Here is an 18,652-nt window from a genome sequence, read left to right as displayed (position 1 = left end):
TTTATCCTTTCAATATCTTATGCAGACATATTCTGCTATGTTCTTAACTACGTTTTCAGGTGCTGTTGGTACTACTCTGCTGGCATCGAAGTCTATGTTTAGTCCGAAGTAAGGACCATTACCTACATAGTTATAACCAGTGCCATTAACAGTAGAAGTTATTGCCCCTTCCATTACATTAGATAAAGACAAGTGATTGTCATACATCTTGCCAGTTATATTTCTTATAGCATCACCCTGCTTACTACCTATCTCTCTGTCACTCTGATAATCTACTTCAGCGCCTGCATCTAAACATCTACCGAAGTAGCCTCGTCTATCTGGTATGTTAAAGGTTGTAGTACCATCACCTTCGCCGTATGTAGTGCCTATAGCTTCAAATAAGTCAGGATAAGCTTCTCTACTTAATTCTCTACCATCGCAGAATAACCATCTACCTTTAGGGTTTTTCATTGCGAAGAAGCCATATTGTCCTGCTTGAAATTGAGGCTCTTCTAAATCTACTGTAGTACCTTCGATGTAGAGTTCTCCATCTACTACTAGTTCATCCTCTATAACAGGATCTAGTCTGATAATAGCTTCATTAGCTTGCAGAGTATAAGGCTTAGTTATATCCTTTACTTTCTCCCAGTAACCATTGATAGATGCATACTTGTTAATGTAATCTATAAGTCCTCTCATAGTAAGGATATGAATAGGTCTAGCGTTATAACTTGTATTTCTCATAAGGATTTGTAGATTAGTAGTAATATCTGGTCCTGCTAACATACTATCAGCCTTAGCTAAAATACCTGTAAGCTTTAATTGCTCTGCTTCTAATACTTGTATATTATTAGCAGGATTAAAGTCATCTCTAACAGATTTTAATCTAGGTATATATCCAGTATAGCTTCTCTTATCGTATGTCTCAGTCTGTCTTACATACTCTTCAGGAGCTAGTCCGCCAAGCTTGGCACTATTTACTGCAGTAGCATCAGCATCTAGCTTAGAATTAAGCTCTTCATGCAAGGTTGATAACATAGAATCTAAGTTAGTCATACCTGCTGTAAACTTATTTACCTCAAAAGTAAGCTTATCCCCTAATTCTTTTACCTTTTCTTGCATAGGAGTAAGCTTATTCGCTACTACTCCATCTATCTCAGTGAACTTAGTTTCTATTGTAGATTGAATAGTAGTAATAGAACTCTTTAGAGTAGTCATCTCTTCATCAAGTTTCTTAATACTTTCAGGATCGAACTTCTTAACTCTCTCTTCTAGTTTAGTCACAGCATCATCAATAGTTCTCTGAACTATCTGTCCTGCTTCTTTATAAGCTTTTATGACTTCTTTAGTCTCAGCTCTATTGTTTCTAAAGTCTAGTAAATCTTGTTTTATATCTGCTAAGTTTTTTAGTTCTGGTATAACTTCTTGTATGTCTTCTAGTACGCCATAATATCTAGCTACTATCTCGATAGCTAGTAAGTGCTGAGATACTTCATCTATCTCAGTTAGATGTTCTGATACGCTATCTACATTATCTATACTCTTGTAAAGTCTTTCTAGCTTATAAGAGATATTATTTAGTACTCCAATAGCCTCTGACATACCATAGACACGAGTGATCTCATTTATATGTCTAGCTATGTTATCTAATAAGCCAGATACACTAGCTTGAGCTACCTTCTTAACACTATCTAGATCAGTAGAAACATTAACTATATCACTAGTTACTTTAGATACATTAGTTATGACATCTAGTGAAGGCTCTATAGTCTTAATATACTCAATACTATCTCGAAGTTTAGTTATTGTATTTCTCAACGAGAGCATATCATGGATATTACCCATCTCAGCTTTCATCTCTTTAAAGAGTGGTAAGTTCTCTAGTAGAGTTTTCTCTTCATCACTCAACTCTTCTCTAAGTACTATTGTCTTTATAGTATCTGTATTCTCTGCATTAGATAGATTACTATGCGTACCTTCATGCTTAGAGTTTATAAACTGAACTAAATTAGCCATTAACAAAACCCTTTCATATCAGTTGTAGTTCGAATAAGACTATCAGGGATCACTTGTTGATTCATAATAGCCTTCTCAACTTCATTGTTATAAGCAGTTAGGGCATTGCCATAGTATTGTTTATAACCCTCTATATTAGTAACAATTCTTAAAGCTACGTAAGCATATAAGACATCTAATAGACCACTAGGTAAATCTAATTCATCTTCTATACTAGTTACCTTTATAGGCTTAGGCTTATACTCTACATAGTAAATATCACCTTCTTTAGCATTAGGGAAAAATAGAGTATCTTGATTGATCGCAAATACATTGATCTCATTCAATCTAAGAGTACTATTCTTGTCATCTCTAACACTAAGTATCTTATAGATCTCGTCTTCATTAGTTTTAAAAATATCTGTCTCTACAGCCTCATTCTCTAGCATCACTTCTTTATCTAAAGTAATATTCATCTCTTTAAGAGCTTCTATCTGAGCTGCTTTAGTTGTAAAACCACCATGAGTCATCTCACACTTAGCAAGCTTAGCATGAGTAGCCATAATAACATTAGGATCTTGTCTAGATATTCTAAAGTTCTTTCTAAAAGCAGGTACTAGAACTATGGCTTGTTCTCTCTTAACATTGAATAGTCCATAGATAGTGTTCATAGCTTCATTAATAAGTACTATTAAGTTCTCATTATTCATCTGCTTATTAGGAGTAACATTAGGTAGAGTAACGATCTTTAAATGCTCTAGTGCTTCTTTTACTTTCATGTTAAAATACCGTATTCCTTATTGTAGTTATTTCACTTACTTCATTATCGTAAGTACCATAGGTATTAGGCTTGAAGGCATCGAAACTACCTAGCATAGATATGCTATCTAGTACATCGTCATGCTTAGATTTAAAGCCTTGTTTAGTAGCCTTACTTCTTTCCTCTTCGAACTCGTTATACCATGCAGTATCTTTCATCTCATTAGCTATCCATACTTTCTTAGTATCGAATCTAGGTTTAAACAGAATAAATCTAGAGAACTTATCTCCAGTAGGTCTAATACCATCTTCACCATTGTTATTCGAACTAAGGAAGTTAAAATAGATATTCTTAGCTAGCATCTCATCTCTTAACCAAGAGATAAATCCAGCTTGTTGTCCTGTAACTTCTATACCTACTCCGATAGGGTTATAGATAGAGACATATTCGAATATTTTATTTATAAATTTACTAACTTCAGTCTTATCACACCAGCCATCTACAAGCATATAATCACCATTATTAGAGTAAGCCCATACACTAATAACACTAAAGTCAGCATTCTTCTTAGCACTAGTAGCTAAATCAGTAGTAATGTAGAAGTTATATCTATCTTTATGCTTTAGTACTTGTTCTCTATTGAAGAAAACTAGACTAGAATTAGGTATAAGTAAATCTTCTTTAGAAGTGATCCTAAGCATAAGCTCTTGATAGAAACTATCTATCTTACCTATACTCATAGCTTCTTCATAAGCATCTTTTACATACTCATAACTAAATCTATCTTCCCAACTACCTTTAAACTCCTCTTTAGTACAAGGAAACTTCTCGCATACTGGATAGCAAGCTACTTCCCAAGCTCCACTCTCTACTATCTTATATAAAGGGTCTTTAGCATTAAATGGAGTACCTAACCAGATTACCTTATGCTTTACAGGACTAAGAGCATACTTAACAGCTTTATGAATAGTGTCTTCTATAGTTTTAATAACAGTATCGCTTCTAGCATCTTCATCGCTAATAATGTCATCTACGATAGCTAATGTAGGTCTCTTACCGTATTCTTTAGCACCACGAATGCCTGTTTTTGCACCATACATTTTTACTACGAATCTATCACCTCTTAGATTTACAAACTCCAATCTAACATCAGTGATCTTTCTTCCTGCAGTAACATTGTCATCTTCATTACCATCTTCGTCTACATACTTAATACTCTTATTAGGTATAAGCTTCTGTAAGAACTCACTATTCTGGTATCTATACTCTATATTCTTTCTAAGAGATTTAACACCATTCTCAATACTGTCACCGATATATACAGCAAACTCTACCTTACCTATACAAGGTAATTCTCCGAAAGCTGCAGCATATAGAAATAACCACTCTGCGAATACAGAAGTTTTTCCGATGCCTCTATGGCATAGGACAGCAGTATTTCTAGTAGAATTAAATACAGCTTCACACATCTTTAAATGTACAAGAGGAGTTTTATTTTCTAGAGTATCACCACTAGCCATCTGAATGAAGTTAATAAACTTAAGTACTCCTTCACTAGGTATATAGTCTTTAAAACTATAATCTACTTCGTTTAAGTACTCATCTACACTCTTAGCCATCGTTTACTACCTTAGCATCTATGAAGCTCATTTTAGAGTTAGCTACATCAGTAAGCTTACTACCATTAGCTATCAATCTTTTCTGTTCTTGTACCATGTTAGCTAGCATCTCTTCGTACTGATCTACAATACTGTCAGCCTTGTTATTAACATTAACATCTACTTTTATATTCTCTGGTGGCTTGAGGTGAAGTAATAATTTATCAGCAGCATTAATCCTATCTCTAGAATATTTAGCAGTATCCATTTCCTCTACTAATCTCTTAACAGCTTTATATCTATAGCCTTGAAACATAAGCCATAAAGGTACTTCAGCTTGAGAGAGTATTTTTATGACAGTAGGATTTTTACGATACCTAATAGCAGCACTACTTAGTTGCTTATATTCATCAGAACTAGTATCTGCCCCTACTCTATCTTTTACAAAATCCCTATAACTAAAGGCTCTAGTATAAGCTTGAACTACATTGCCGCCATTAGCTTCTAGAAAACTACAAAATCTAATGGCATTAACATAATCTTCTAGGCTAACACGATCACCTTGTAGAGCATCTTGATAAGTATAAAGGGTATCCATAAATCTAAAGCCATCGAAGTCAGGCTCATTAATTGTCTGGTTAATTAAGTCAAGAGCCTCAGGAGTAATAGTAAGTCTCTTCTTCCCCTTTAGAGACTTACTAAACCATTCAGTTAATTCTTCTTTAGATACATTAGTAACTGTCTTGACAACATTTCTAAGACCTAAATCAGTATCACTCAATGTCTTCTCCTTAAGATCTAATTAAATATTACGAATTAATCTTAGCGTAATACTGATAAACTTTCAAGAGTAAATCTGCTATAATTAAGGTTAGATTAAACCTTTATAAAGGACATTCTATGAAGAAAATATTTTTAGGATTTTTAATTTTAGTGACTTCTAGCTTCGGTTGGATCAAGACTGACATCATAGAAGCTTGTGTATCTGTAAAGCAGAACTATGGATGGAGTATGCCAGTAAAAGTACTAGTAGCAATAGGTATACCTTCGGATATAGCTGTAATCTTACAAGATTATAATAACATACCTATCTCATTAGATAGATCTATAATAGGTAGATATATAGTAGGAGACGTAATAGGTGTAGACGAGAATAGAGTTATGTATAAACTACAAGACTCTAACTTCTGCTATTAACCTTTTTACTAGAAAGACCTTCTACTTCTATAATATTTACTAGAGCTTTATATAAGTAAGAATCTTCTTCACTTAAGTTCTCTTCACTCTTTAGCTCTTCTAACTTATTATTGAGTAGATTAAACATTAGTTCAGTAGCTACAGCCTCACAATCTTTTTTATACTGCTCTTTACTTAAAGTACCATCAATCTTCTTCGATAAATATACTTCACTAAACATTTCTCTACTCCTATACTCTTCTGTTAAGAATATCTTTTTATTCAGCCAATCAATATATTGCTCACCTTCTACATTAAACCATAAACTCATTCTGTCCTTGAATACTTCACGAATATCTTTAAAGACATCTTGAGATAATCTATCCTTAAATGCAGCACTCACTCCATTCATTCTAGTTAGCATCTTAGTATAGACAGCTTTGCCTATAACCCAGCCAATACCGACTACTAGTATAGTGACAACTAGTGGAGCAGCTCCAGCAACTGATTTATCTGTATCTCCCCTAGATGTAGCTACTAGAATATTACCTAGAGTAATCCCTACAACAGAGAACAAGAATCCACTCAATATCCCTATAACTAATGCAGCACTCTTCTTCATCTTACATCCTTACTAATTTATCTAAAGTATCTCTGATCTCACTAGGAGTATATAACCTAGTACCAATATAGGTCTCACTTAGATTGAAGTATCTCTCTACGATATCTCTCAATCTAGCTAGCTTATCACTATCCTTACCCTGTAAGCAATAACCTATCTCTCTACCTATGACTTCACTTAGATATTTAGAAGCCAGCATATTAGTAATAGAGCTATCTAATTCTTTAATCCCATCCATATTACCTATACCATTCTTAAACTTTCTTAGTACCATAGAAATACAATCTTCATCTTGCTTTAGCTCTTCAGTAATGCCTTTATACAAGTCCTTATCTAATGGGATATCTCCTAGTATCTCTTGAAAATTATCAGCATAGCTCTCGCAATGAACTTCGATTACATCATCAGTAAGCCAGAATCTACCACTCATATAACCCTCCCTGATTTTCATTTAAACATATTTTAAAAGTATTAGTCTTAATATTCTCTTATCAATTCTTAAAGGACCTACTATGAACTTAGAGCAAGCCTACAAGAGTTACAGAGATAATCTGCTAATAACAATATTCGAAGTAGAAACTTATGCTGAATATTCTCTTAGATTTCAAGATCTAAACCAGCTTCTGAATCTATACTCTAGAGCTACCTTCTATCTATGTGAATGCCTAGACGAAAGCTCACTTATAGTCTATTACCTTGATCCTATCTCTAGAGAACGAGCTACTAACCTATTTAAACTATCTCTCCCTATAATAGAAGAGCATCTAAGACAAGCAGTAGTAACTCAATCTAAGCAGATACCTAAGCCAATACTTCAGTCATCAATCCAGACAGTAAAAGCATTACAATCTAAACCTAAGCATACTCTAAACATACATCAGAGATATGTCCTACATTATCTAGAAGTATTCTTAGAGTACCTTCACTAATACAAGGCACTAGTCCTAGTAACTCATACTAGGCAGGCTCTCTCGACCAAGCATGGTCTCTAAAAAGATAGTCTAGGCTATGAGGAGCATAGGGAGAGTACAAGGACTCGTTTGTACTGGGGAGTTATAATTTTATGTAGAGGTAGATTAGGTGCTGATTTGTATAGAAAAACAATAATTTTATATGAGGGTAGTACTCCCCCTCTCACTCTCAAAAATTATTTACCTACCCCCCTACTCATTGTAAAAAGCATTCTTTTTCTCAAGCCAGCTCTCTAGTAGTTCAGAGTTATCCACGCTATTCGGTTAATCGTTTGAGAGTAATACTCTTAATAAAAATAATTTATAAAGGAGACATTATGTCTAAAGAAATCAGTTTATTCGGTACAGTTAAGGAAGTATTAGGCACTGTCCTTAGATCAGGTGAGAGGCTAGTTAAAATAGCTGATCAAGGCACTCAATATGCACTAGAAGCAGCTAAGGTTGCAAGGCTAGAGGCAATAAACGAGTTAGAGATTAGTGAAGAATCTCTTAAGAGTTTCGAAGAGAAAGTTGCATTGCTAGAGAGAATTAAATAAGCTTAAAATTAGCTTAACTTTCTCTCCATCTCAGGTTAGGGTTTATCCCTAGCCTTACTTTTTTTTCGTATCTCCTTGTATTTCTCTCATTTTCTCTCATATTGTTCTCCTTACACTTTATACACTTAACACTCACACTTACACCCTACACTACCCTACGTCTATCGTCTCTCCTTCATATCCAACTCTCGTCTCCTTGTTCAAGCTCGTTCTCCGTTCGGTTTATCGTCTGAATGATTCGTCATTCTAAATTAATTAATAAAGGATAATCCATGAGATTAGCAATCAGTGTATCAAAATCAGTTGAGCATCGCTCAGACGAAAGAAGTCCAGAAAACTTTCTTAACTCACTTGAAGAAGTCAAGCAATATACGCAAGATTATGACGTAGCATTCTTTACTAATGTTAGAGGACATAAATGCGAAAAAGGTACAAAGCCTATGACATTTAAAGAGGCTTATGCTCATGCACTTCAATTAGTAAATGAAGGTTACGATCGTAGAGATGTGTTCATCTCAGCTATCTTGAACAAGACAGCAACAGTCGAAGATATAGACTTCTGATTATAGAATTAGTTGAGAGAGGTATTCGTATCTCTCTCAGCATTAGAGTAATCAATAGGTATAAGAGTATCTATTGACTACTTTAATCCTTCTAATTCTCCTTAATTACTAATCGAGTCAGCATAGATTAGTAATTCATCCATGCTGATTTTTTTTTTTACAGAAAGGAGTAACCATGAAAAGAGTAAGAGGTTACATTCATAGAGAAAATATGGTGATCAGTTTCGATACTGATCGAGAAAGGTTTATGCCTTATCGTGTAGTGATCAACTATAACGGCAAGAAGGCAGAAACATACTTTAATACATGCAAGGCTCTATTTGAGTTCTTGCCAAGAATAAAATAAAGGATTAATCATGAAAATATCTCGCAAAGAAATTAGAGCAAGAGTTCTAAAAAGTAGACAACTATGGAGACATAGAAAAGAACTTGTTAGACTATCTAATATCGTATACCAAGTACATCCTATTGACTGGTATATCCTTCAAAGTAGAACTAACGGAATGTTAGAAGAAGAAGAAGAATAACTTCATAGACCTAATCAAGTCTCTAAACTGATTACCCTTTTTAACTCCTAGAGATAGACATCTCTATTACTACTAATTTTAATACTAAGGATAGTCAATGTTTACGACTCAATCAAGAGTAGAAGAGCTACTCAGCGAACAATACATTCAGACAGAAGTTAAAACTTACTTAGATACTCAAGTAAACTTATTAGATGAAATCTATGAGCGTATATGCCAATGGCTTATAGATTATAGAACAGGTGTCTATGGCAAGACCTATACTAGTAAAGACGAGAGACTTGCAGAAGTACAGAAACATGTAGATGACCTACCTAGATATGTACTCTACTCAGTATGCTTACTAGGTAAGACTACCTTACAAGCTACTGCTACTAAACTAGGTTTATACATCCATGAAGATATACTTACTGCAGCTAAGAGTGGTAGTGAGATACTTGCAGTATGCGATGGCTTAGGTTATGAGATCATTCGACCTAAAGCATTCAGTGGTAATACTTTTGAGATACAACCACTGATCTCTATCCCAGCTGACATCAAGCAAGCTCTAAACTTGTCTCTCTTCTTGCCTCCTATGGTCTCTCGTCCTAATGCATGGACTACTAAATCTAATGGAGGCTATGACCTTACTCATAACTATGCCATACTAGGCGATAGATATAACAAGCATGATAACCCTATTAATCTTCATGTCCTAAACCTATTGCAGGACGTTAGCTATCGTCTAGATAGTACGATAACTAAAGAGGACGATGTACTAGACCTAGACTCAATCGATCCTAAGTCTAGAGAACAAGCTCAAGCTAACTTCAATCAAGCTTTACAAGAAAATAGATATGTCTATACTGAAATGGGAGATAAACCTTTTCACTTCGTATTTCAATACGATAAACGAGGACGTATCTATTCTAAAGGTTACCATATAAATATTCAAGGTAACTCTTATAGAAAAGCTATGCTCAAGTTTGCTGAGGCAGAGAAGCTTACTGAAGAGGGTTGGAAGTGGCTTAAGATAGACCTAGCTAACCACTATGGTCTAGATAAATCTACATGGCAAGAGAGACTAGACTTCATTAATGAGAACATAGACTCTATGCTTACTAATCCAGACGAATGGATATCTAAAGCAGACGAACCTTTACTCTTTAAGTCAGCTCTCAATAGCTATCAGATGTCTCTTATAACAGGTACATCAGATCAAATCGTAAGACTAGATGCCACTTGCAGTGGTCCACAACTAATGTCAGTTGTTATGAGAGATGAAGAAGCTATGGCTAGACTAAACGTCTTAGGAGACTCTTGCAGAAATGACTTCTATACTCTAGTAGCTCAAGAGGTTTATAACCGAACTAAAGACAGCTCTCTATGGGGTACTAACCCTAACTTTAAAGAGATACGATCTAACATTAAACGGGCTATTATGACGACGTACTACAATAGTACTTGTAAGCCTGAAGAATACTTCGGTAAAGATACTAAAGAGCTACAAGTATACTATGAAGTACTAGACGAGTTCACTACAGGTGCTAGAAAACTACAGAAGACAATTAACGATCTCTGGGATAATTCTAGACTAGTCTATCAATGGACTTTACCTGATAGCCATACTGCATATTGCCCAGTAATTACTACTAAAACATCTCGCATAGAGATTAAAGAGATGAAAGGTGGTACTGCAGTAATGAACTTCATTCATTCAATCAATCAAGGAGGTGAAGAAGAGAAACGATCACTATGCCCTAATATCGTACATAGCTTAGATGCCTATGTATGCAGGAGAGTTATAACTATTCTAGCAGATAAAGGCATAGCAGTATCTCCTATTCATGACTCATTCGGAGTAAGTCCTAATAACTGTGAAGCTCTTAGAAAAGCTTATAGAGAAGTCCTAGCTGAACTATACAGAGAAGATATTATTAATAATATCCTAACTGAAATAGATCCTACAGCTAAATTAGACAGACCAGACTACAAGCTTAAAACTTCTATGGCAGTCAAGAATAACCTAAACGGCTATTACATCTGTTGAGTACTCTATTACATAAGTAAAAATACTTATCTATCAATTATTTTAGGAGATAAATAATGGGAATGTTTACAGAAGACATTGAAATAGGTGCAGCTCTTTATGAGTATCACTTAGAAGAGAGGGAAAGAAAACAAGCAAAACTAGAAAAAAAGAAAGCTAACGATATCTATGAGTATCACGTAAATGGTTCAGGAATGAAGTATTGCATAGCAGATATGGACGATAAGTATCTTATCAACTGCTATAAGTACTTTCGTAAGAACTATGAATATAAACGAGCTTTTAGCTTCTATATAGAGCTAAGACTCAGATATCCAGATACATGGAGAGAGAAGATACAAGAAACACAACTATAGAGATTCGTTGTTAATCCAATCGAGAACCCTGCTACGCAGGGTTTCTCGAACTTTTTTTATTTAAAGGATTAACATGTCAGCAGTAACTGAAATAAGAATGCTATTTCAATCATTAAATGAATGGAAGGCTGAGAGATGTCTCTCACTAGATAGCCAACGTGAAGGCTATCTAAGAAACATCATGGAAGAACTAGGTGAGTTAGCCGAAGCAGTTAAGCAAGGTAACTCTGAAGAATATATCGATGCACTATGCGACATCGTAGTATTTAGTATCAATGCCTTAGATGAATACTCTTATAGTGCAACTAGTATGACTATTACTCGTAATACTCCAAGAGAAACCCTCTATCGTAATCTACTTCACGAGATAGCTAAGTATGCCAGAGACTGGGATACAAAGTACCTCTGTAATATCTATCATGTGTGCAAGATACTAGCTATGCAGGGTAACTATGACTTATTCATAGCTATGGACGAGACTATAAAAGAGATTAGTTCTCGTACAGGACACTACAGTGCCTCACTTAAAAAGTGGATAAAGAATACTAGTCCTGAAGCGAAAGCTAAATGGTACAAGGCTAACTATGGCAAGTGTACTCTCTAGTGGTGAAAAACGTATAGTAGCAGTATTGTCTACTTGCTATGGCTTAATGATAGATGACAATATAAAAGAGCTTTACATAGACCAAGAAACTACATTTATGGTAGATAAGATTAGATCTGATCTCTACGATCTCTTATCTGACTATGTAAAGCATGGACCTGAAGTCGAGAAATACTCTAAAGTTATAGATAGTAAATTAAAACGAGATAATAGAGATTATTGTATTTCTAATACTCAACTAGCTATGACTTTACTATATCTCTCATTCGAAAAGTGTGAGAAATCCTTTAAGAAACTACCTACAAAAATATCTGATTGGTATCAAGACAATAGAGATACTATTCTAGAGATTAGCTATCGCTCTTGTGATAGTGCAGAGTTTAAAGACTCTGACGAAGGTAGTTACTTATTAGCTCACACAATAATGGATGCTATAAGAGGCTAACAATGGCAATTAATCAAGAATATCTAACACACGTTAGAGAAGTTGTTTCTGAGTTAGATGCAACTCAATTAGAAAAAGTATCTTCTAATACTACTACGATATATGTTCTAAAGGACACCTTATATCTAACAGGTACATTAAAGATACCTAAGAAGTACGAAAAAGAGTTTAAGTATCCTGCATATATTAGTTATAAGAGTACTCTCTTCGGAGTTCTTCATAATGATTATGGATATGTTACTAAACAGATCAAGAAGTCTTATGGAGAACTAATGTGGAAGATAGCATCAGAAGGAGATAACTCTGGTCTATTCTTACAAGAGTTATTTATACCAGATAATTCTACCTATCACTTAGACTGGTACAAGGTATCAGAGGGCTATAACTTAGATGGATTACCATCTAGTTGTATGAAGGGTAAGGGAGATCTCTTTATCCCACTAGACAATCTAGCAGAGATGGCTGTCTTAGTTAAAGACTCTACTAATCAGATGGTAGCCAGATGTATCGTCTGGAATAAAGGTATAGTAGAGAAAGCTGATGGTACTAAGATAGATAAAGACCTATACGATAGACTTTACTATGTAGATGGTGAAGCTGAAGAAGCTATGATTAGCTACCTAGCAGATAAAGGCATAGAGCCACTAAATGCTTATTGGTGCAATACTTTCAATATAAGGATCAAGAACCCATTTAATAACGGTCTCTACCCTTGGATGGATACCTTCTGTATCCTAAGAGAAAATGACTACTTATATTCTTATGACTGGCAGGAGTATGGCTACAGCCAACAAGACATTACCGATCTAGCTAGAGATTATCCTACATTAGAGATCATAGGAGCTTTACTATCTCAAGATGGAGATGTAGTATATCCACTAGAAGACTCTGATGAAGATGACGAGAACTTCTCAGCCTACGAGAATGAGTGTATCCCTACTGACAGACAAGTTTATTCAAACTATCTAGGAGATATTCTTACGGATACTAGATCGTTTCAATCCTCTTATGATGGTGACTGGTATCCAATCAATGGTAAAGGTGATGTATGGCTACCTATCTACCCTAATCCTGAAGATAAGATAGATTACGTAGTAGGTACTAATAATGCAAACTTCTACTACTGGACAGATAAGCATACACAACAACGGTATCTAATACCAAGAGATGATACTGTTATAGATTACATAACAGAAATATACATACCTAGAGATAGAGCTATCTATCTACCATCTAAGAATTTACATATCTATAAAGATGTCAAGCTAGCAGATGTAGTAAAAGCTTTTACTAATGCTAATGGCGACTTCTTATTAACTCCTGAAGAATTAGCAGAGATATCAGAGGAGCTTAACGATGGACAATAGACAGAAAGTTAAACAAGCTATTGAACAATACATTAAAGCCAATTTTAGCGATGATTCTAATGAGTTCTACCAATATAATAGAACTGACCATTTAACCTATGCCGATAGAAGACTTATAGTATATGATGCTAAATTTAGACATATCACTACACATCTACTAAGGACATTAGCTCCTGATAAGTTTAAACATCAGATATATGCTATATGTCCAGAGACAGTAGTAGGCATATCTTTTAAAGATGGTAAGCTTAGTTATTCTCAGGTTAAGAAATCTAATATAGATCCATTTATCGAGAGTCTCATAGAGATAACTGGTAGCTGTGATATTCTAGATCACTATGCGTGTGAAGTTCTTAGAAGACAATTTAGATTATATCTAGATGCTTCTCCAACAGAGTATAAGCTTAACACCATAACTATCTCTGAAGGTTACAATCTAAGAGACCTACCATCTAGCTGCATGAAAGGTCAAGGTCTCAAGTTTAAACCCTTAGATACTATGGGTAAGATGTACTACCTAACATCTAATAAGACAACTAACATCTTAGCTAGGTGTATAGTCTGGGATAAAGGAGTGGTCATCAATAGTACTGACGATGAACCTATAGATTGTCAGTTATATGACAAAGTCTATCAGCTAGAAGGTAAATACGGCAATATCTTTAAAGATATGCTTGAAGCTAAAGGTATCTTAGAGTTAGATAGGTTAGAAGCTATCGATACTTGGAATCTGTATATCAATAATCCTTTTATAGAGATAGAAAATGGTAACTACCCTTGGATGGACAGATTTAGCTTACTAGATATAAATGAGAATAGACTTTACTACTATGACTGGAATGCCTATGGACACAATAGTAGTGATCTAAAAGAGTTAGCTATGGAGGTAAATCCTGAAAAGTATAAAGTACTGTTATCTACCGATGGCTATACAAGGGATATGGACGAAAATGACGGCACAATATATTCTGAGTATGAGAACAGCGATATTGAAGAAGATGATGCTGTATGGTCAGAGAACTTAAATAGCCATATCTCGTCCAATAATGCTGTATGGAGTCAGACAGAGAGAGACTACTTTCACGAAGATGATTATGGCAATGGCTGGTACTATAACTGGGATGATAGAGATGAACCTATCAATATAGAGAATCCTGACTTTGTAGAGTTTCAAGACTCAGATGACACTAGATATATGGTAGCTAAGAGTAATGCTGTAGAAGATATGCTAAGCGAAAATATTTCTAACTGGATACCTAAAGAACTGGCTATAGAAATTAAAAGCTTAGGACCTAACTACTATATCTATGATGATTACTTAGTATCTATAGTTAAAGAACACTTTGAACAGTGTTTAGACGAAGGTAAAGGCGATGCTGATGAGTTTAAAAGTATCGTAGAGAATAAGAATGGAGAATGGACATGGACGAATTAATAAACTTACTGATAATGGATCAAGCTACTCTATACGAGCATGTAAAGAGTATTGACAATCCTAACTATATTAAATCTATAGTACCTAATGGTGGAGTATTATTTATCCCACTAGACGAAGAGAAGTACCCATTACTATGTACTCATTTAGATACTATAAATGACTTTAATGATAGACCTGCTCCATCTATAGTAGATATACTCATAGATGGAGATACCTTATCACTTAATCCATACTCTTCATGCTCTTGTCTTGGAGGAGATGACAGATGTGGAGTATATACTGCATTACAATTAATGGACAGTAATGTACCTTATGCATTCGGATTCTTCTTAGACGAAGAGATTGGAGGAGTAGGAAGCGATAAGATTGGTATATCTAGCGTAATGCCTTATGAGAATATAACAGCATTCATAGGACTAGATCGAAGAGGTAAAGATCACGCAGCTCTATATGGTTACGATAGTGCAAGCTTAATTAATGTATTCGAACAAGAGGGATATAAGAGTGTTTATGGCACTTTTACAGATGCGAGTAATCTAGCTAAGTACTGGGATATTGCCTGCATAAATCTAAGTGTAGGATACTATAACGAGCATACTACTTCAGAGACTATTAACTTTAAAGAAACTAAAAGCACTCTAAGGATGCTTTTAGAACCTAGAGTTATAGAAGAACTACTAGACAATACTTTTACTTATGACAACAATTTTCAAGACGATCCATTTTGGAATCTAAACGGAGATTACAATGAATGATCTTATAGATCTTATATTACTCCCTTTAGTTGTCGTCTTGTTTATTGCTTTCATAAAGTATATACAACAATAAAGGAAACTAAAATGAACATATTACTAAAACTAGTGAAGGATTATAAGCCTTTACTATTAGGTATTACACAAGAATGGCAAGAGAGTTATATTAATACTCTCTTCGCTAAACAAGATCCACTAGATAGAAAATACCCTTATGGATATGCTTACCATAATCATGAGTTCTTCTATCTAGCTAAGAGTACTGGATATGAATGGAGTAAGCTATGAATGTAAAACTATTAGAACATACTCACTTATCTAGTGCAGTAATAGCTGCTAGAACATGCTGGAATAGCTTTCATAAAGGAGGCTTATACGATTGCCCTACTAATGAAATTACTGAGGAGGACAAGACTCTTCTATCTAGGTTACTTTTCAAGAATAAGCATGAAAGTATCTTTGAGCATATTGTTTATGTATTCAATATACTAGGTATCCCTAGACTATGCTTGCAAGAACTAGCTAGGCATCGTATAGCTAGTTATAGCGTAAAGAGTACTAGATACTCAACAACTAAAGAGTTAATGAAGGAAACTGCTTTTATAGAGGAGATCATTAATGGTTAAGTTTATTCAAGATACTGAAATAAAACAGTATGGGAAAAGAGGGTATATGTTTGCACTCTTTCAATGCCCTATTTGTGATAAGGTTTTTGAAAGACCCAAACATGCTGGTAAAAATTTAATAGCTTGTAGAGAATGTGCTTATAAAGTCTTAAGAGTGAAAAGACTGAAACATGGACAACGGTATACAAGGCTATATAGAACATGGATAAACATGCGAAGTAGATGTAACAATCTAAGAGAACAGCATTTTAAACATTATGGTGCAAAAGGTATTAAAGTATGCCCAGAATGGGATAACTTTGAAGTCTTTAAACAGTTTGCCTTAGAAAATGGGTATACCGATAGTTTAACTATTGATAGGGTAGACGTTACAAAAGGCTATGACCCTACGAATGTTCAGTTCGTCCCTCTCAAGATAAATGCGGGTAAAGATAAGGTTGTAATATCAGAAAAACTTTACTTTGAGATTAAAAAGGCTAATAAAGAAGAACATATACTATTACCAGTTCTTTTTGCAAAATACGGTGTTTCAGGAGGAGCTTATTACAATGCAAGAAACCGATATGAATAATACTTTTGTTAGAGAGATACTCTATAAAAATTATAAGATTACAGCAGAAAATGTAGCAAGAGCTTCTAAATATGTAGAATTGACTGGAGATGACGAACAAGACTTCTTTATCATTCAAGCTCTAGAGAATGTACGATTATTAGCTTTAAAAGGGGTTAAATCAGATAATTTAAAACACATAATCCCAGAGAGCTATCTAACTGATCTTGTTATGACTATAAACGTTAGATCTCTAAGAAACTTTTTACAGCTAAGATTGTCTAAATCAGCCCATAAGAGTATTAGAGCCTTAGCTAACGAGATGCTTACATCAATCCCTGTAGAACATCTATTCTTGTATAAAGACTTACTAGAGGAGAACAAGAATGATTAGTTGTAAGCATTGTGAGTCTTTAATACCAACTTACTATAATACTTGTCCTGTATGTGGTCAAGTCCTTGATAAATCTAATAAAGTTAGATTTAAAACCTTTAAGCATAGTCCTACTAAGAAGAGTAATCCCCTAGAAAATATAGATACTAAAGAATATACTTTTAAAGAACTAGACGAAATAGTAACGACATCTAAATGATTGTTACCTTCGATATTGAGACTACTTCAATCCCTAAGCTAGTTCTAGATATTGAGAAGATTCTTTGTATTGCTATCAAGATAGACGACAATCCAACTAAGTGTTATACATACAAACCTATAGCTAATTCAGACGGAGATCTAAGCGTTGTCTTAGATATTCTAAATAAAGCTGATCTAGTTATCGGTCATAATATAACTAAGTTCGATATCCCTATTATTGAGAAGTTTCTAGGAAAGATTACTGCACCTATAGTAGATACCCTGATTGATGCCAAGCTAACATATCCTAAAGACATACTACTAGGTATAGATTATAAGATACCTGAGCTACCTAAAGCTCTTAAAGGCTCTTATTCTCTAAAAGCATTTGGCTATAGATTAGGTAACTATAAACTTGACTATGATGATTTTACTGAACTCAATGAAGATATGGTAACTTATTGTAAACAAGATGTAGAGGTAACTTATGCCTTATATAGACATCTTATTACAAGAACTACATATCCATCTAAGAAGGTAAGAGAGCTAGAATATAAAGTAGCCTCTATTATTTTCGACCAACAAGAATATGGCTTCTATTTCGATATAGATAAAGCTAGAGAACTTGCTACTAAGCTTAAGTTTAGACAGATGAATCTAGAGCATGCTTTACTCAAGATCTTCCCAAAACAATTCGAGCCTGATGGTGATCCTATTATCCCAGCTAAACCTAGAACAGTTAAGCTTAGATATAGAACATATCCTAAGCATACTACGATTACTGAGTTCTATAGACCATTAGAGATAGGTAGAAATGGTAAGTATAAATATCCACCTAAATCTATGAAGTGGCTAGATTATCCTTATAGGATAATCCCACAAGTTGTTAGTGGAGAATATCAGAAAATTAAGTTAGTAAATTTTAATCCTAACTCTCGTCAGCAGATAGCTAAAAGACTGATCTCTACTTTTAACTGGCAACCAGTGAACTATACCGAAAAGGGCAATATAAAGATAGACGAATCGATACTAGGAGAAACCTATGAAGACAACGAAGACAATTTCGATGCATGATTTTAAACAAGTATATAAAGCTTTTTACGACACTGTAATGGGTACTAATTACTTCATAAAGCAGCAAGTTACTCAAGCTTCTATACCTTGTAATGTCGTTTATATCC

The 18,652-nt window shown here is 34.6% G+C and carries 23 protein-coding genes; 17 read left to right on the top strand and 6 right to left on the bottom strand.

The features are described from left to right. Positions 1–9: 9 nt before the first annotated feature. From B9N65_RS09915 to B9N65_RS09900, 4 genes are read right to left on the bottom strand one after another with little or no spacing between them, the layout of a single operon-like run. Positions 10–1,998, bottom strand: a complete 1,989-nt coding sequence (locus B9N65_RS09915; protein WP_087582449.1) for a phage tail protein — start codon at positions 1,996–1,998, stop codon at positions 10–12. Then, entirely contained in the window at positions 1,998–2,756 is a 759-nt protein-coding gene (locus B9N65_RS09910) for a hypothetical protein (RefSeq protein ID WP_087582450.1), read from the bottom strand. Before B9N65_RS09910 ends, B9N65_RS09915 begins: the two co-directional genes overlap by 1 nt. Before the next feature lies 1 nt (position 2,757). Next, positions 2,758–4,356 (bottom strand): phage terminase large subunit family protein, encoded by a 1,599-nt coding sequence (locus B9N65_RS09905; protein WP_087582451.1) that lies wholly within the window; start codon positions 4,354–4,356, stop codon positions 2,758–2,760. Then, complete coding sequence (locus B9N65_RS09900) at positions 4,349–5,116, bottom strand: hypothetical protein (RefSeq protein ID WP_087582452.1); 768 nt, start codon at positions 5,114–5,116, stop codon at positions 4,349–4,351. Before B9N65_RS09900 ends, B9N65_RS09905 begins: the two co-directional genes overlap by 8 nt. Before the next feature lie 119 nt (positions 5,117–5,235). Here B9N65_RS09900 and B9N65_RS09895 point away from each other — a divergent pair, with 119 nt between their 5' ends. Continuing rightward, positions 5,236–5,532: a hypothetical protein gene (locus B9N65_RS09895; protein WP_087582453.1), complete on the top strand. Its 297-nt coding sequence runs from the start codon at positions 5,236–5,238 to the stop codon at positions 5,530–5,532. On the opposite strand, the gene B9N65_RS09890 is transcribed toward B9N65_RS09895, so the two are convergent. Together B9N65_RS09890 and B9N65_RS09885 are read right to left on the bottom strand one after the other, a co-directional pair. Next, positions 5,516–6,133, bottom strand: a complete 618-nt coding sequence (locus B9N65_RS09890; protein ID WP_087582454.1) for a hypothetical protein — start codon at positions 6,131–6,133, stop codon at positions 5,516–5,518. The two genes, B9N65_RS09895 and B9N65_RS09890, sit on opposite strands and share 17 nt — an antisense overlap. A 1-nt stretch (position 6,134) precedes the next feature. After that, complete coding sequence (locus B9N65_RS09885; protein WP_087582455.1) at positions 6,135–6,563, bottom strand: hypothetical protein; 429 nt, start codon at positions 6,561–6,563, stop codon at positions 6,135–6,137. An 858-nt stretch (positions 6,564–7,421) separates the two neighbouring features. On the opposite strand from B9N65_RS09885, the gene B9N65_RS09875 reads away from it, so the two are divergent. The 16 genes from B9N65_RS09875 (at position 7,422) to B9N65_RS09805 (ending at position 18,545) form a co-directional block, all read left to right on the top strand. Next, positions 7,422–7,640 (top strand): hypothetical protein, encoded by a 219-nt coding sequence (locus B9N65_RS09875; RefSeq protein ID WP_087582457.1) that lies wholly within the window; start codon positions 7,422–7,424, stop codon positions 7,638–7,640. A 272-nt stretch (positions 7,641–7,912) separates the two neighbouring features. Further along, a complete protein-coding gene (locus B9N65_RS09870) occupies positions 7,913–8,203 on the top strand; it encodes a hypothetical protein (RefSeq protein ID WP_087582458.1) in 291 nt (96 codons plus the stop codon). A gap of 175 nt (positions 8,204–8,378) precedes the next feature. Beyond that, entirely contained in the window at positions 8,379–8,549 is a 171-nt protein-coding gene (locus B9N65_RS11075; protein ID WP_180385106.1) for a hypothetical protein, read from the top strand. A 10-nt stretch (positions 8,550–8,559) separates the two neighbouring features. Beyond that, positions 8,560–8,730 (top strand): hypothetical protein, encoded by a 171-nt coding sequence (locus B9N65_RS11070; RefSeq protein WP_180385107.1) that lies wholly within the window; start codon positions 8,560–8,562, stop codon positions 8,728–8,730. A gap of 97 nt (positions 8,731–8,827) precedes the next feature. After that, complete coding sequence (locus B9N65_RS09865; protein ID WP_087582459.1) at positions 8,828–10,759, top strand: DNA-directed RNA polymerase; 1,932 nt, start codon at positions 8,828–8,830, stop codon at positions 10,757–10,759. 56 nt (positions 10,760–10,815) lie between these two features. Continuing rightward, positions 10,816–11,115: a hypothetical protein gene (locus tag B9N65_RS09860; RefSeq protein WP_087582460.1), complete on the top strand. Its 300-nt coding sequence runs from the start codon at positions 10,816–10,818 to the stop codon at positions 11,113–11,115. Positions 11,116–11,188: 73 nt separating this feature from the next. Continuing rightward, complete coding sequence (locus tag B9N65_RS09855) at positions 11,189–11,719, top strand: hypothetical protein (protein ID WP_087582461.1); 531 nt, start codon at positions 11,189–11,191, stop codon at positions 11,717–11,719. Then, positions 11,700–12,164: a hypothetical protein gene (locus B9N65_RS09850; protein WP_087582462.1), complete on the top strand. Its 465-nt coding sequence runs from the start codon at positions 11,700–11,702 to the stop codon at positions 12,162–12,164. The genes B9N65_RS09855 and B9N65_RS09850 overlap by 20 nt, the downstream gene beginning before the upstream one ends. Positions 12,165–12,436: 272 nt before the next feature. After that, a complete protein-coding gene (locus B9N65_RS09845) occupies positions 12,437–13,531 on the top strand; it encodes a hypothetical protein (RefSeq protein WP_141083826.1) in 1,095 nt (364 codons plus the stop codon). Then, positions 13,521–14,966, top strand: a complete 1,446-nt coding sequence (locus tag B9N65_RS09840) for a hypothetical protein (protein WP_087582464.1) — start codon at positions 13,521–13,523, stop codon at positions 14,964–14,966. Before B9N65_RS09845 ends, B9N65_RS09840 begins: the two co-directional genes overlap by 11 nt. Further along, complete coding sequence (locus tag B9N65_RS09835) at positions 14,954–15,724, top strand: hypothetical protein (RefSeq protein WP_087582465.1); 771 nt, start codon at positions 14,954–14,956, stop codon at positions 15,722–15,724. The genes B9N65_RS09840 and B9N65_RS09835 overlap by 13 nt, the downstream gene beginning before the upstream one ends. An 84-nt stretch (positions 15,725–15,808) precedes the next feature. Then, complete coding sequence (locus B9N65_RS09830) at positions 15,809–16,009, top strand: hypothetical protein (protein WP_087582466.1); 201 nt, start codon at positions 15,809–15,811, stop codon at positions 16,007–16,009. Further along, entirely contained in the window at positions 16,006–16,347 is a 342-nt protein-coding gene (locus B9N65_RS09825) for an FAD-dependent thymidylate synthase (RefSeq protein ID WP_087582467.1), read from the top strand. The genes B9N65_RS09830 and B9N65_RS09825 overlap by 4 nt, the downstream gene beginning before the upstream one ends. Then, positions 16,340–16,918 carry a hypothetical protein gene (locus B9N65_RS09820; RefSeq protein WP_087582468.1) on the top strand — a complete coding sequence of 193 codons (579 nt, stop codon included), beginning with the start codon at positions 16,340–16,342 and terminating at the stop codon, positions 16,916–16,918. The genes B9N65_RS09825 and B9N65_RS09820 overlap by 8 nt, the downstream gene beginning before the upstream one ends. Continuing rightward, the gene (locus B9N65_RS09815) at positions 16,896–17,291 is read left to right on the top strand and encodes an FAD-dependent thymidylate synthase (protein ID WP_087582469.1); all 396 of its coding nucleotides are present in this window, start codon (positions 16,896–16,898) and stop codon (positions 17,289–17,291) included. Before B9N65_RS09820 ends, B9N65_RS09815 begins: the two co-directional genes overlap by 23 nt. Positions 17,292–17,486: 195 nt before the next feature. Next, positions 17,487–18,545 (top strand): hypothetical protein, encoded by a 1,059-nt coding sequence (locus B9N65_RS09805; protein ID WP_087582471.1) that lies wholly within the window; start codon positions 17,487–17,489, stop codon positions 18,543–18,545. The last annotated feature ends 107 nt before the right edge of the window (positions 18,546–18,652 follow it).

Source organism: Campylobacter concisus (assembly GCF_002165815.1).
GTDB classification, from domain to species: domain Bacteria; phylum Campylobacterota; class Campylobacteria; order Campylobacterales; family Campylobacteraceae; genus Campylobacter_A; species Campylobacter_A concisus_BH.
This window is presented reverse-complemented; position numbering and strand designations above follow the sequence as displayed.

Excerpts from the sequence above, each read along its gene's own strand:
- B9N65_RS09915 (WP_087582449.1), bottom strand. The coding sequence starts at position 1,998 with ATGGCTAATTTAGTTCAGTTTATAAACTCTAAGCATGAAGGTACGCAT.
- B9N65_RS09910 (WP_087582450.1), bottom strand. The coding sequence starts at position 2,756 with ATGAAAGTAAAAGAAGCACTAGAGCATTTAAAGATCGTTACTCTACCT.
- B9N65_RS09905 (WP_087582451.1), bottom strand. The coding sequence starts at position 4,356 with ATGGCTAAGAGTGTAGATGAGTACTTAAACGAAGTAGATTATAGTTTT.
- B9N65_RS09895 (WP_087582453.1), top strand. The coding sequence starts at position 5,236 with ATGAAGAAAATATTTTTAGGATTTTTAATTTTAGTGACTTCTAGCTTC.
- B9N65_RS09890 (WP_087582454.1), bottom strand. The coding sequence starts at position 6,133 with ATGAAGAAGAGTGCTGCATTAGTTATAGGGATATTGAGTGGATTCTTG.
- B9N65_RS09885 (WP_087582455.1), bottom strand. The coding sequence starts at position 6,563 with ATGAGTGGTAGATTCTGGCTTACTGATGATGTAATCGAAGTTCATTGC.
- B9N65_RS09875 (WP_087582457.1), top strand. The coding sequence starts at position 7,422 with ATGTCTAAAGAAATCAGTTTATTCGGTACAGTTAAGGAAGTATTAGGC.
- B9N65_RS09870 (WP_087582458.1), top strand. The coding sequence starts at position 7,913 with ATGAGATTAGCAATCAGTGTATCAAAATCAGTTGAGCATCGCTCAGAC.
- B9N65_RS11075 (WP_180385106.1), top strand. The coding sequence starts at position 8,379 with ATGAAAAGAGTAAGAGGTTACATTCATAGAGAAAATATGGTGATCAGT.
- B9N65_RS11070 (WP_180385107.1), top strand. The coding sequence starts at position 8,560 with ATGAAAATATCTCGCAAAGAAATTAGAGCAAGAGTTCTAAAAAGTAGA.
- B9N65_RS09865 (WP_087582459.1), top strand. The coding sequence starts at position 8,828 with ATGTTTACGACTCAATCAAGAGTAGAAGAGCTACTCAGCGAACAATAC.
- B9N65_RS09860 (WP_087582460.1), top strand. The coding sequence starts at position 10,816 with ATGGGAATGTTTACAGAAGACATTGAAATAGGTGCAGCTCTTTATGAG.
- B9N65_RS09855 (WP_087582461.1), top strand. The coding sequence starts at position 11,189 with ATGTCAGCAGTAACTGAAATAAGAATGCTATTTCAATCATTAAATGAA.
- B9N65_RS09850 (WP_087582462.1), top strand. The coding sequence starts at position 11,700 with ATGGCAAGTGTACTCTCTAGTGGTGAAAAACGTATAGTAGCAGTATTG.
- B9N65_RS09845 (WP_141083826.1), top strand. The coding sequence starts at position 12,437 with ATGTGGAAGATAGCATCAGAAGGAGATAACTCTGGTCTATTCTTACAA.
- B9N65_RS09840 (WP_087582464.1), top strand. The coding sequence starts at position 13,521 with ATGGACAATAGACAGAAAGTTAAACAAGCTATTGAACAATACATTAAA.
- B9N65_RS09835 (WP_087582465.1), top strand. The coding sequence starts at position 14,954 with ATGGACGAATTAATAAACTTACTGATAATGGATCAAGCTACTCTATAC.
- B9N65_RS09830 (WP_087582466.1), top strand. The coding sequence starts at position 15,809 with ATGAACATATTACTAAAACTAGTGAAGGATTATAAGCCTTTACTATTA.
- B9N65_RS09825 (WP_087582467.1), top strand. The coding sequence starts at position 16,006 with ATGAATGTAAAACTATTAGAACATACTCACTTATCTAGTGCAGTAATA.
- B9N65_RS09820 (WP_087582468.1), top strand. The coding sequence starts at position 16,340 with ATGGTTAAGTTTATTCAAGATACTGAAATAAAACAGTATGGGAAAAGA.
- B9N65_RS09815 (WP_087582469.1), top strand. The coding sequence starts at position 16,896 with ATGCAAGAAACCGATATGAATAATACTTTTGTTAGAGAGATACTCTAT.
- B9N65_RS09805 (WP_087582471.1), top strand. The coding sequence starts at position 17,487 with ATGATTGTTACCTTCGATATTGAGACTACTTCAATCCCTAAGCTAGTT.